The following is a 12809-nucleotide window of genomic DNA, read 5'->3' on the forward strand; positions in this document are numbered from 1 at the left end:
ACAATTGCAGCATCCTTCATTAATAATATTACTCGTTGGTTAAATTGTGGCGGCAATTAAGTTATAACATGACTTAGCTGCAATGAGTATTCACTATCTTGGTGCGATCATTCCTTGTGAAACACACGATTAATTTAATGTTATGTCGAAATACACGTCAATTGCTTTGAAGTTGAGCTTATCGTCTCTTTTAACAAAAAGCGTATTTTTCAATTTGATTGTGCATTCAATGGCTGAGATCAGCAATTCTTAAAGCTACTATAACCTCGTTACTATAATTGACTATACCTGATGCAATACAAACAAAACCTTCTTCATCATGCATGGAATAACCATCAATCTACACTTTTGCAATACTATTATGAATGGGCGCTCGGTCGACAAGGTTTTACTGATAAATTGTACTAATGGACGACTTAAAACTTTATTAATTTCAACTAACAGTTGATAAGCTAACAATGAATCTACCCAGCCCAGTACAATATAAAGGCATTTGGCTACTACCAGTATGTGAGTTGGTTTTAACAGCAAGCTCACCTTCAGCTTTATACAAAAGCATAGCACTGCCATCACGATAGACGGCTAAGAAGCAGGTGTCATTTAGTTTTGCTGAAATTTGTTTTAAAAAAATCGATATCCAACTGAAAAATATTTTTCAGTAAAAGCATGATAGCAGAGATATTGTCTTTTTTAATATGTCTAAAATTCTCAATACGGTTATTTTTGCTATTTGACTTAATTTAATGATTTCTGCTAAAGAATTTCCTGAAGAATAATGGCTACTAATTTCAAGTACAGTTAAGGCATTAACTCACCTAGTTTATTGTTTAGAAAAAACATTTACTGAGCCCTACACAGAAATACTTTTTAAATAAGTCATCTCTTATTTATCATTAAAAAACATTATGTTATAAAATAAAACAGGCATTTTGAAAAAGACTTCGGTATACTAATTTATCTAATTACATGTATAAATTAGGGTTAGGGGTTACCTATTACGAGAATATTCTGTTTTTTCTATGAATTCAATAACATATTTTTATTATTTATTTTCTAAGAAAAAAATAAACTAGATTATTTTATATTTCATAGTGTTTTATTTATTTTCATATTCATTACAGTTTATTAAGAGTAATTATTAATATCATTTAACTTATTAAGATAAAATACACAATATCACAAAAATAACAAATTTAAAGGATGAAAGAGATTGTTAAAGTTAATTAAAATCAAATACATATTAATAGCAATTATTATTTTCGTAATTTTCTATATTGCGAAATTAATTATATTTCCAACAGAAACAACGGTTAATTATATTACTTCACCCGTTACTAAAGGTAACATTGAAAAATCAGTATTAGCAGACGGTACAATTAGCGCTTTTAAACAAGTAAGTGTTGGGGCTCAGGTTTCAGGACAAATCAAAAAGCTTTATGTTGAATTAGGTGACGAAGTTAAACAAGGTGATATGATTGCCGAGATTGATGATCTAAAACAAAATAATGATTTAAAGCAATCCGAAGCATCCCTTAATAGCTTTGAAGCGCAACGCAAATCTAAAAAAGCGAAATTGGTAAACTATCAGTTGACCTACAACAGACAATTAAAATTGGTTAATAAAGGGGTCGGCATTCAATCAGATTTAGATGCGGCAAAGGCCGATCTTGATGCAATTAAAGCCGATATTGCAGCTCTTGATGCAGATATCGTAAATGCCCAAGTCGCTGTAGATACCGCCAAAGTTAATTTAGGCTATACCAAAATTCGCTCGCCGATTGATGGTGTGATTGTTGCCATTCCCGTTGATCAAGGTCAGACCGTTAATTCAGTACAAAGTGCGCCTACTATCGTAAAAGTGGCTCAGCTCGATAAAATGACGATTGAAGCTCAAATCTCCGAAGCCGATGTCATTAATGTTAAAAAAGGTATGCCAATCTATTTTACAATTTTAGGTCTACCTAATAAGCGTTTTGATGGTTTAACATTACGCGCAATTGAACCGGCACCAGATTCAATTAATACTGAAACTACTACAAGTTCAAGCTCATCAACAACGAAAAGTGCTATTTACTATAATGGGTTATTTGATGTTGATAATCCTGATCATATTTTACGCATATCCATGACGGCACAAGTTTTTATTGTATTATCTTCTGCAAAAGATGTATTGACGATTCCATCTCAAGCTCTCCAAAAAAGTTTAGGAGAAAATAAAGCCATTGTTTATCTAATAAATAAAAATAAAGAGATTGAAGAACGGGAAGTCACAGTAGGTATTAATAATAATATAAATGTCGAGATAAAATCAGGTATCAAAGAAGGGGATACCGTTATCGTTAGTAGCACTAATGGTGCATCTCTAGGTAATGCAAAAGCACCAAGGATGCGATTCTAAATATGACAAACAAAAACACACCTCTAATTAAGCTTGAAAATATTATCCGTGAATTCCCTGCAGGGGATTCAACCGTGCAAGTTCTTAAAAGTATAAATTTAACAATTAATGCTGGTGAAATGGTGTCAATTATTGGAGCATCTGGTTCTGGTAAATCGACCTTAATGAATATTTTAGGATGCTTAGACAAACCTACTAGTGGTAATTATACGATAAGTGGTCGAATAACCAGTAAATTAACGCCTGATGAATTAGCTGAACTACGTCGTGAACATTTTGGTTTTATCTTTCAACGATACCATTTATTAAATGCATTGACTGCTCAAGGAAATGTTGAAATTCCTGCTATCTATGCTGGCGTTGGTGGAGAGAAAAGACAAAAACGTGCAACCGAAATTTTAACTCGTTTAGGATTAGGGGATAAAATTCACAATAAACCGAATCAGTTGTCGGGTGGGCAACAACAACGTGTAAGTATCGGTCGTGCTCTAATTAATGGTGGACAAATCATTTTAGCCGATGAACCAACTGGTGCTCTTGATCGTAAAAGTGGTTTAGAAGTTATGACAATATTGCGCGAACTGCACAGCCAAGGTCATACCGTTATTATTGTCACACATGATGCAAATATTGCCCAAAGCGCACAGCGAATCATTGAAATTAGTGATGGCAATATTATTTCAGATTCAATCAATCCTAATTATCAATCAGAAACTAACGACAATCGCCAAGTTAAACAAATTGAACAAGCTAAAACACAAGATAATTTACTAGCAAAATATTATCGTTTTCGTGATGCCTTTAAAATGGCAATTTTATCAATGTATTCACAGCGATTACGAACCTTTTTAACAATGTTAGGTATTATCATTGGTATTGCATCTGTGGTTTCAATGGTGGCATTAGGACAAGGGACAAAACAAAAAATATTATCAAATATTAATGCTATGGGAACAAGTACATTAGAAATTTATGCTGGTAATGGTTTTGGAGATCGTAATGCAGATAAGATTACAACTTTACGATCATCGGATGCTGATTTTTTAGCTCAACAAAGTTTTGTTCATAGTACTACTCCAAATCTATCAACTAGCGTTTATTTCCGAATTAATAACCTGGCTGTAACCGGAACAGTTAATGGTGTCGGTGAACAATTTTTTGCTGTTCGTGGTTATGATATTACACAAGGCACCTCTTTTGATCAAACCAGCATTGACAATTCGGCACAAGATGCTGTAATCGATGAAAATACCGTTAAGCGATTATTTACAAATGAAGATCCAATTGGCAAAATTTTAATGGTTGGTCAGCTACCAGTTAAAATTATCGGCATTGCTTCAAAGCAGCAACAAGGATTTGGTAGTAATGAAAGTTTAAATGTTTGGTTACCTTATACTACTGTTATCAATCGTATGGTTGGACAAACTTCATTAAAAAGCATTACAGTGCGTATTAATGATAATATTGATTTGTCGATTGCCGAGCAAGCCGTTACTCGAATCATGTTACAACGGCATGGCACAAAAGACTTTTTCATTTTTAATTCAGATAGTATCCGTGAAACAATAAACTCTTCAGCTTGGGTCTTAACATTATTAGTGTCAACCATTGCATTAATTTCACTTATTGTTGGCGGTATTGGAGTAATGAATATCATGCTAGTATCGGTCACTGAAAGAACACGAGAGATCGGCGTTCGTATGGCGGTTGGAGCTCGCTCAAGTGACATTTTGCAACAATTCTTAATTGAAGCAGTATTAGTATGTTTAACTGGCGGAATAATAGGTATTTTGTTGTCATTTGTTGTAGGATTTATTTTTAATGCATTAGTTACATCTTTTGCTATGAGTTTTTCCTCCATAGCCATTGTAGCTGCCTTTAGTTGCTCAAGTATCATTGGCATTATTTTTGGTTATTTTCCTGCCAAACGTGCTGCAAAGCTCGATCCGATTTATGCTTTAGAAAGAGAATAACCATAATCGTTACAAAAAAAGCCTTTAATGAATTGCTTCATATAAAGGCTTTTTAACTAATGACTAAAACTTGAGTCTTTTAATTATTTTTTCTTTTTTGAATCAACGTTAACATTAGAATCTAAATTGGATAAAAAAGTAGCAACTCTAACATAATCCGCTATATATGCAGCATCGTTTGATGCATCAAGACCAGAAGAATTAATATAGAATTTACGATTGACAATAATAGAAGGAATAGATGAAGGTTTCATTTCTTTAATAGCATCAGCTTGTTGAACCATAAATGCTTTCACTAAAAAACTATTTTTAGTTTTTTCATAAGTTTCCGCATCAACACCCAATTTAGCAAATACTGCTTTAATATCATCAGCGGTTTTTATTGTTCTATCTTTTTGTACTGCATCATAAAGTGCCTGTGATGCTTTATCTTCTATACCAAGAACGTTAGCTATCGCCCATGCTTCGGATAATTCCATAGCAAGCGATCCAAAGTCTAATAAGTGATAGCGTTTAACTTTCATATTTTCTGGTAAAGCTTTAGCTATGAGGTTTGTACCATGAAATTTTGATTCGAAACGGAAACAACTAGGACAATTAAACGAGAAAAATTCAATCACTTCTTTTTCAGGTGATGGGTAAGTTGGTAACACAATATATTGTTTACCCTCTTCAATTGGTGCCTGTGTTGTTGCAGGTGTTTCGCTTTGGGATGTCTTTGGTATTGCACTTGTTAAAGAGTTATCCGCAAAACAATTTACCGAAAATAATAATATACCCATAGCAATAAGCGTTTTTTTCATTTAATTTATTCTCCTTATTCTTTAATAATTCCGCGGGCTTTTAACAATGCGGTTTTAAAATCATCTTCATAATCTTTTTTCAACCCAGGTATTGCTTCATTTTTATCTGAGTTACGCATTTTTAAATGATAAATTAACACTTCATCACTCAAATCTTGTAGGTCACCGTCAAAACCAGCTTCTTTACCCAATTTATCTAAAAGTTGCAATAAATTCAGATCTGAATCCGCTTCCCATGCTGGTTGTAATAACTCTATTAACTCATCTATACGGTGACATTTCATAATAACTACCTTATTAAATATTCAACTAAGTTGAAGGTGATGATATAAAACTTTATGTTAATCTTTATAGTACTATCTATATATTAAAAAGCCTCTATTATATACTCGACTTTAAATTTAAACAGTGCATTTAGAAAGATTCATAAACTGCTGACATATGTTATTTTGCGACTAAAAAATAACTTTGATATATAGTAATGCTATTTTGTTTTTTGGCAATGTAAAAGAGAAATAATTTATGCAAAAACTATCAATTACTGCAATTATTTTAGCTGGAGGTCAAAGCAACCGCATGAATGGTAAGGATAAAGGTCTAATGTTATTAGCAGGAAAACCGCTTTATCAACATGTTATTGATCGTATTAAACCTCACGTCAATTTTATAATGATTAATTGTAATCGACACATTGATCAATATAGCTCGTTAGGCTATTTAGTTTTTTGTGATGATTTAAAAGGATTTTTAGGACCTTTATCAGGAATTTACAGTGGTTTGTTAAAAAGCACGACAGATTGGAATTTATTTGTCAGCTGTGATACCCCCTTTTTACCAGATGATCTTATTGATCGATTAGTAAAATTTACAACAACTCACCAAGCAATTTATCCTTTTGATGGAAAAAATGATCATCCCACTATTTTATTGATCCACAAATCGATCGCTCCGCAATTAAATAAATATTTAGTCAATGGTGATCGTAAGCTTATGCTGTTTCTTAAGCAAATTAATGCAATCGCTGTTGATTTTAGTGAAAATCCGTCTGGTTTTACTAATATTAATACTCTGGAAATGCTGGAGAAAGCTAACGTTTCAATCAAGTCATGAACATTAAATGGTATTTTGTCGATTTATACAAGGAAGAATTTAAACATAACATACTATAAATAAAGGATAAATATATGATTGTTATAGTTTTTTTAAAAAGTGAAAGGTAATTTCGAACATTACCCCCTTTCTTAGATAGTCTAGCGATATTTTCAATTTAAATTATATTGCGGTGAAAATAAATTTATGCAAACAAAAAAATACATTATTGCTTTCCAAATAGTGTCTTTAACTGTTTAGAAAAATTTTCAATTTCAAGTTTTTGTGTTGCCCATGAAGTACAAAAACGTAAGCAAATATGTTTTGGATCAATTTGCCCTAGATTATCTACGGTATACAGTGACACGATTTTTTTGGCAAGTTGATTAGGAAAATTAACAAACAGTTGGTTGGATTGTGGTTTAGCTGCAAATGTTAATCCTTCAGTTTCAAACAAGTTTTTTAATTTTTCAGCCATAATATTGCTATGCTTACCAAGCGAAACATAAAGATTATTTTCCATTAATGCTTCAAACTGTACAGCAACAATCCAACTTTTTGCTAGTATTGCGCCTTTCTGTTTCATATTAAAACGGAAATTATGATTGATTGTAAGATTATTAAATACCAATGCCTCACCAGCAAAAGCGCCAACTTTGGTTCCACCAATATAAAAAGCGTCGGTGTATTTAGCTAAATCTGGGAAAGTAATATCGTTATCTTTAGCTGCCAATGCCATTGCTAAACGTGCTCCATCTAAATAAAGGTAAAGATGATTTTTTTGACAAAATTGGTACAGTTTTTTCAACTCTTGTTTTGTATATAAGGTACCTACTTCGGTAGTATTTGAAATATAAACCAGTTTCGGTTGCACCATATGTTCATCACAATGAAAATCCAAAATGGGGGTAATTATTTCAGGAGTTAATTTTCCATCTTCAGTTTTGACTGTTACAACTTTGTGTCCAGTTGCTTCAATCGCTCCGGTTTCATGAACATTAATATGACCAGTTTCAGCAGCAATAACCGCCTGATAAGGTTTTAATATATGAGAAATTACCGTTAAATTAGTAATGGTTCCTCCAGCCATAAAATGTATATCGGCATTCGGTGATTTTAATATTTTCCTAATGCTATTTATTGCCTCATTACAACATTCATCTAATCCATAACCACTCAACTTTTTATTATTAATATCAATAAATTTTTTTAATAAATTAGGGTGAACTGTTTGATTATAATCATTTAAAAAATCGTACATACCATTACCTTTAATCTTGTATAAAATGATGTAATATTTACTTTTAAATATAACACGTTAGAGTTAAGAGTCTATGAATAGAAAAAAAATTATTGGAATTACAGGGTATAGCGGCAGTGGTAAAACAACATTATTAACAAAGGTGATTTCATTGCTGGTTGAGCAAGGATTTAAAGTGGCTACATTGAAACACGCCCATCACGATATTGAACTCGATATTCCCGGAAAAGATAGTTATAAATTGCGTAAAGCTGGATCTTTGCAAACTATCGTTGCATGTAATAATCGTTATGCTTTTATTTGTGAAACACCCAATAAATCAGCTGACTTGTCGACATTAATCAACCAGTTTTCAGATGTAGATATTATATTAATTGAAGGATTTAAAGATGAAATCATCCCTAAAATTATTTGTCATCGAAGCACAACTGAAAAACCACTTTTTATCGATGAATTTACTATTGCTGTTGCCAGTGATATGCCGTTAGACACTGCATTACCAGGGTTTGACATCAATGAACCGATTCAAATTGTCGAATTTATTAAAAGTTATTTTTCAATTTCATAATATAATTATTTGGATATAAAAAAACCTGAAAAGCATGTTGTTATTATTTGTTGGCATTAAAATGCGATCATTATTTTTCATTCTGAGGAACAATTTTATTAAGTTGATTTTCTGATAGATTAGATAAACTATATTCATTCATTAAATCGATTAAATAACCATTTCGTCCACAAGATGTATTGGATAAGATAAAAATAAGGAGGTAATGAAAAATTTCGATAGCACCAGCTTAATGATTAAGATTGATACCATTACTTTTTAAATTCATTTAATATTAAGACTGCTCTACAATTAAAAGAATTAATATCTGTTTTGAGATGACATGATATCTAGCATATGTAAGAAGAGTAAAATTAATAGTATAAAACCAATAAAAACAAAAATATCATCTTTTTTATCATAAAACATTTTAGTAACTGTGGACACACAAAATATGCCGATTAAGGTAAAAATTAAATCAAAATCGTCCAAGTTCGTTCCTTTTTTAATTATATTTTTATACTATTTTTAACGATGCTAATTGATGTTAAAATATCATAAATTTATTGCAAATAACATTAAATATCTTTATCAAATTTTAGAAATTATTGTTAATTTAAATTCTTATATACCACAATTATCTCAGTACGATTCATCATGTTCAGTTTTATCCAATTACCAAATTTATAAAAATTCATTTATTTAAATGTTAATATATCGTATCTTACTTACCTATTTTTAACGAAAATCTGTCTTAATCAGCATGAAATCATTATTCAAAAAAATTTTTAACATTACTAAAAAATTGATAATATTGTTTATGCTGTTATCCGTTTCACTCGTTTTATTAATGCGCTGGATTGATCCTTTTAGTTCAATGCTAATGGTAGAAAGAAAATTTTCCGATAAGAAGATTATTCAACAACGAACATGGAAAGATTGGGATCATATTTCGGATAATATTAAAATTGCGGTCATAGCCGCTGAAGATCAAAACTTTGCCAATCATTGGGGATTTGATTTTAAAGCCATTGAGCGAGCCTTAAAGCATAATCAAAACAACAAAAAAATTCGTGGCGCAAGTACTATTACTCAACAAGTAGCAAAAAATATTTTTTTATGGTCTTCGCGCAGTTGGATTCGTAAAAGTATTGAGTCTTGGTTTACTCTTGAAATTGAATTACTCTGGTCTAAAAAACGAACTCTTGAAATTTATCTAAATAGTGTTGAGTGGGGAAATGGAATTTTTGGTATAGAAGCAGCTTCACAATACTATTTTCATGTAAGTGCTAAACAGTTGACACCCTATCAAGCAAGTTTGCTCGCCGCTATATTACCTAATCCAAGAAAATGGAACCCTGCTAAACCAAATCATTATATCCAAAAAAAAGCGCAATGGATTCATAATCAAATGAATAATCTTGGTGGTAACAATTATTTAAAACAATTAAACTAATTAAATGTTTTATATGAAATTTTTTATAAACTCCGGCACAGTTTTACTTGCTGGACCATAAATTTTTATTTCAAATAAATTTTCACCTAAACTTGGCTCTAAGTTGAGTTCAATTGTTTTTGCACTTGCTTGATTGGCTATTTGAACAAACCCCGCTGCTGGATAAACATTACCTGATGTACCAATCGAAATAAAATAATTCGTTTGCAAAAGTGCGTTATAAATTTCTTCCATTTGTAATGGAATCTCACCAAACCAAACAATATGCGGACGAATTAGTTTATTTTCATTATAATTCACATCATAATAATTATCGATTATTTGTCCTGTTTTTTCATTGCGCACTTTTAATAATTCACCATGCATATGGATAATATTTTTAGATCCGGCTTGTTCATGCAAGTTATCCACATTTTGTGTGACGATTAATACATTATCCGAACCTAACGTTTTTTCTAGTTGAGCTAGTGCAAAATGAGCGGCATTAGGTTTTACTTCAGGATTTTGTAATTTTCGACGTAACATATTATAAAAATCATGAACAGCAACCGGATTACGCATATATCCTTCGTAAGTTGCTACATCATTAACATCATGACCTTCCCATAAGCCATTTTGTGCGCGAAATGTCGATAACCCTGATTCAGCAGAAATACCTGCACCGGTTAAGATGACTATTTTTGGTGTTTTCAACATATCTATTTGCCTTTTAATTAATAAGTTAACTAATTTACTAAAAAAAACAGATTATTGGCTATAAAAGATTGATATTTTAAACCTTATTTCATCTTTCGATTCACCATCTAACCAATTGTTAATTATTATATGCACACGATAAGCTTCAAATACCATTCAATGCAAGGTTAAAATTAATGGTGTAATACCTAAACGAAATAATGGTAGAGTGAAATATTTCTGGCTTTTACAGGTAAGTACCGCTGCATAACGTAATTTTGTTTTTCTTACTCTGTTTTTAAGAAGGTATTGTAACACCAACTTTCAAATAGATAATCACGCCATGATGATTCCATTAAAAAAATCATCATCTATATAGATAACAAGATCGGGACTTCCTCCTGCCATTATGGTTTTATCATGAAGTCTAATTTGCTGAGTTTTTTATCTGCTGCATAATCTAAATTGTCATCAACAACATCAGTAATATATTTACCATCATATGTTTGAGTAATGAGATACATATCCTTATTTTGATGTTTATAAATTATCTCTTCTAATATTTTCCAACTTACTGCTCTTTTTGCTTAACAAAATAGGTTTTAAAACCATAAGCAACACTCCAATAAAAATTATTTTTGGGATCTCGACCACTATTGATGCAGTATCTTCTGATATTTTTTATCACATAAAGCTACTTATACAGGAATGACTTTAGATTCTGCAACGGTATGAAAATAAACGATCAAAAAATTATTAGTGTTATATAGCGATAATTAATGATTTCTTCATCATTAGCTTGGCATTCCTGATCCATATAATAAACATTTTGCGCCAAATATTCTTAATAAGAATCGATTAACTATATTAAAAAATTTAAATTAAACAAAATCATTATAATGTATATTAATGATATTAATGAAAAGTAATTATAAAAAAATAAGGTATTAGTAATATGAAAACAATCGGATTAATTGGTGGAATGAGTTGGGAAAGTACAGTGACTTATTATCAAGTCATCAATCAATTTATTGGCAAATCACTTGGTGGGTTACATTCAGCAAAAGCACTTTTATACAGTGTTGATTTCCAGGAAATAGAAAGTTGCCAAGCAAATAATGAATGGAATAAAAGTGCGACTATCCTAACCGATGCCGCAAAAAGATTAGAATTGGCTGGAGCTGATTTTATTATTATTTGTACAAATACTATGCATAAAGTTGCAGACCAAATTCAAAAAGCCATTACTATTCCAATCATTCATATCGCCGATGTGACAGCTAAACATTTAATCAAAGATAAAATAAAATCCATTGCATTACTTGGTACCAAATACACTATGGAGCAAGACTTTTACAAATCAAAATTAATTGAAAAAGGTTTATGTGTCTTAATCCCTGATGAAAAAGATAGAACAATCATCAACAATATTATTTATGATGAACTTTGCCTCGGGAAAATTAAACCAAAGTCTAAGCAAGTTTACCTCAATATTATTGATAAACTTGTTAAGCAAGGTGCAAAAGGGGTCATTTTGGGCTGTACCGAAATTGGTTTGTTAATTTCACAGAAAGATTATGCCATTCCTTTTTTTGATACAGCCCTATTACATGCTCAAGAAGCAGCATGGTTAGCAATTAATTCGTAAAACCTTCTTCTTTAATATGTTCTAATATATCACCTGGTTGGCAATCTAAATAGTTACAGATTGCCTCTAGTGTTGCTAATCTAATCCCTTTTACTTTACCTTGTTTAAGTAAGGATAGATTTTGCTCAGTAATATCAATAGCAGCCGCTAAATCTTTGGATTTAACTTTACGTTTAGCCAGCATTACATCTAAATTTATAATAATTGGCATGTTTAACTCCTTATACAAACTGCCGATTTTCTTCCGCTAATTGACATGCTTTTTTCAATATTTGTCCAATTAACATAATGCTAATAGCAGGAAACAATACCATAATATCACCGCTAGATAATGAAAAAGAAAAATAACGTTCAGTTTGTTTGAAACTTAAAATTAAAGTTAATAAAGGCTCAGATAAAATATTAAAAATAGACCAAGTGACCAACATTTTACCAAAAATATAGCAATGATTGGTTGACCTTTCCGAAAAGAAATCAGATTGACTATATTTTACAAAAAGCAATTTCAATTGATAAAAAGCATAAACTAAAATTAGGATTTTTGCCGTATCAATTATCACAGCTAACAAAGCTTGCCAAAAATCCAATTCTGTTGGATCAACATCAACACTATTGGATATAAAAAAAGAATATCCAGCTGATCCTAAACCAATATTTTCAATATTGAAAAAATAAAAAAGTAATGGAGCGAATGCACCAATCAGCATGGTTATAATGACTAGAGTTGTTAAGAGTGCCATAAATCTACAATATCGATTTAAGCATAAGTTTGATCGAGCTAATGTTGTGTTCATATTTATTTCCCTTTAGATAAAAACTGACCATAGTTTATCTTAGGAAAACAACAAAAACAATAAAATATTACTGTTATACAATAATATTTTATTGTTAAATATTAAATTAATATAATTCAGCAAAATCAACAGTGAGTAAAATTTAGTTATAAAAAAACCTTACTC

General features: G+C 31.0%; 13 protein-coding genes. 6 read left to right on the top strand and 7 right to left on the bottom strand.

Going from position 1 to position 12809, the window contains the following annotated elements; all coding sequences use genetic code 11:
* Positions 1-433: 433 nt before the first annotated feature.
* Positions 434-652 (bottom strand): IclR family transcriptional regulator domain-containing protein, encoded by a 219-nt coding sequence (locus J4T76_RS11850; RefSeq protein WP_443135238.1) that lies wholly within the window; start codon positions 650-652, stop codon positions 434-436.
* A gap of 558 nt (positions 653-1210) precedes the next feature.
* Here J4T76_RS11850 and J4T76_RS04795 point away from each other — a divergent pair.
* A complete protein-coding gene (locus J4T76_RS04795; RefSeq protein ID WP_267340177.1) occupies positions 1211-2398 on the top strand; it encodes an efflux RND transporter periplasmic adaptor subunit in 1188 nt (395 codons plus the stop codon).
* Positions 2399-2400: 2 nt separating this feature from the next.
* On the top strand, positions 2401-4371 hold the full coding sequence (locus J4T76_RS04800) for a MacB family efflux pump subunit (RefSeq protein WP_267340176.1): 1971 nt from the start codon (positions 2401-2403) through the stop codon (positions 4369-4371).
* An 83-nt stretch (positions 4372-4454) separates the two neighbouring features.
* Here the strand turns inward: J4T76_RS04800 and J4T76_RS04805 are convergent, their stop codons facing one another.
* Positions 4455-5174 carry a DsbA family protein gene (locus tag J4T76_RS04805; RefSeq protein ID WP_267355865.1) on the bottom strand — a complete coding sequence of 240 codons (720 nt, stop codon included), beginning with the start codon at positions 5172-5174 and terminating at the stop codon, positions 4455-4457.
* 14 nt (positions 5175-5188) lie between these two features.
* Positions 5189-5458 (bottom strand): YihD family protein, encoded by a 270-nt coding sequence (locus J4T76_RS04810; RefSeq protein ID WP_267340174.1) that lies wholly within the window; start codon positions 5456-5458, stop codon positions 5189-5191.
* A gap of 238 nt (positions 5459-5696) precedes the next feature.
* On the opposite strand from J4T76_RS04810, the gene mobA reads away from it, so the two are divergent.
* The gene (mobA, locus tag J4T76_RS04815) at positions 5697-6284 is read left to right on the top strand and encodes a molybdenum cofactor guanylyltransferase MobA (RefSeq protein ID WP_267340172.1); all 588 of its coding nucleotides are present in this window, start codon (positions 5697-5699) and stop codon (positions 6282-6284) included.
* A 205-nt stretch (positions 6285-6489) separates the two neighbouring features.
* Here the strand turns inward: mobA and J4T76_RS04820 are convergent, their stop codons facing one another.
* Entirely contained in the window at positions 6490-7524 is a 1035-nt protein-coding gene (locus J4T76_RS04820; protein WP_267340170.1) for a threonine aldolase family protein, read from the bottom strand.
* Between the two features lie 73 nt (positions 7525-7597).
* Here J4T76_RS04820 and mobB point away from each other — a divergent pair, with 73 nt between their 5' ends.
* Both mobB and mtgA read left to right on the top strand, forming a co-directional pair.
* Positions 7598-8092, top strand: coding sequence for a molybdopterin-guanine dinucleotide biosynthesis protein B (mobB, locus tag J4T76_RS04825; protein WP_267340168.1), 495 nt, complete (start codon positions 7598-7600; stop codon positions 8090-8092).
* A gap of 799 nt (positions 8093-8891) precedes the next feature.
* Positions 8892-9527: a monofunctional biosynthetic peptidoglycan transglycosylase gene (mtgA, locus tag J4T76_RS04830; protein WP_443135233.1), complete on the top strand. Its 636-nt coding sequence runs from the start codon at positions 8892-8894 to the stop codon at positions 9525-9527.
* A 9-nt stretch (positions 9528-9536) separates the two neighbouring features.
* Here the strand turns inward: mtgA and cobB are convergent, their stop codons facing one another.
* The gene (gene cobB, locus J4T76_RS04835; protein ID WP_267340164.1) at positions 9537-10223 is read right to left on the bottom strand and encodes a Sir2 family NAD+-dependent deacetylase; all 687 of its coding nucleotides are present in this window, start codon (positions 10221-10223) and stop codon (positions 9537-9539) included.
* Between the two features lie 934 nt (positions 10224-11157).
* Between cobB and J4T76_RS04840 the strand changes: the two genes are divergently transcribed.
* A complete protein-coding gene (locus tag J4T76_RS04840; protein WP_267340163.1) occupies positions 11158-11850 on the top strand; it encodes an aspartate/glutamate racemase family protein in 693 nt (230 codons plus the stop codon).
* Here the strand turns inward: J4T76_RS04840 and J4T76_RS04845 are convergent.
* Positions 11840-12061, bottom strand: coding sequence for a helix-turn-helix domain-containing protein (locus J4T76_RS04845; protein WP_267340162.1), 222 nt, complete (start codon positions 12059-12061; stop codon positions 11840-11842). The genes J4T76_RS04840 and J4T76_RS04845 overlap by 11 nt on opposite strands.
* 10 nt (positions 12062-12071) lie before the next feature.
* Positions 12072-12644 (bottom strand): DUF2975 domain-containing protein, encoded by a 573-nt coding sequence (locus J4T76_RS04850; protein ID WP_267340161.1) that lies wholly within the window; start codon positions 12642-12644, stop codon positions 12072-12074.
* Positions 12645-12809 lie beyond the last annotated feature (165 nt).

It is taken from the genome of Gilliamella sp. B3022 (assembly GCF_028751545.1).
Lineage (GTDB): Bacteria > Pseudomonadota > Gammaproteobacteria > Enterobacterales > Orbaceae > Gilliamella.

Coding starts and splice junctions, on each gene's coding strand:
- mobA (WP_267340172.1), top strand. CDS start 5,697: ATGCAAAAACTATCAATTACTGCAATTATTTTAGCTGGAGGTCAAAGC.
- J4T76_RS04810 (WP_267340174.1), bottom strand. CDS start 5,458: ATGAAATGTCACCGTATAGATGAGTTAATAGAGTTATTACAACCAGCA.
- cobB (WP_267340164.1), bottom strand. CDS start 10,223: ATGTTGAAAACACCAAAAATAGTCATCTTAACCGGTGCAGGTATTTCT.
- J4T76_RS04840 (WP_267340163.1), top strand. CDS start 11,158: ATGAAAACAATCGGATTAATTGGTGGAATGAGTTGGGAAAGTACAGTG.
- J4T76_RS04845 (WP_267340162.1), bottom strand. CDS start 12,061: ATGCCAATTATTATAAATTTAGATGTAATGCTGGCTAAACGTAAAGTT.
- mobB (WP_267340168.1), top strand. CDS start 7,598: ATGAATAGAAAAAAAATTATTGGAATTACAGGGTATAGCGGCAGTGGT.
- J4T76_RS04800 (WP_267340176.1), top strand. CDS start 2,401: ATGACAAACAAAAACACACCTCTAATTAAGCTTGAAAATATTATCCGT.
- J4T76_RS04805 (WP_267355865.1), bottom strand. CDS start 5,174: ATGAAAAAAACGCTTATTGCTATGGGTATATTATTATTTTCGGTAAAT.
- J4T76_RS04820 (WP_267340170.1), bottom strand. CDS start 7,524: ATGTACGATTTTTTAAATGATTATAATCAAACAGTTCACCCTAATTTA.
- J4T76_RS04850 (WP_267340161.1), bottom strand. CDS start 12,644: ATGAACACAACATTAGCTCGATCAAACTTATGCTTAAATCGATATTGT.
- mtgA (WP_443135233.1), top strand. CDS start 8,892: ATGCTGTTATCCGTTTCACTCGTTTTATTAATGCGCTGGATTGATCCT.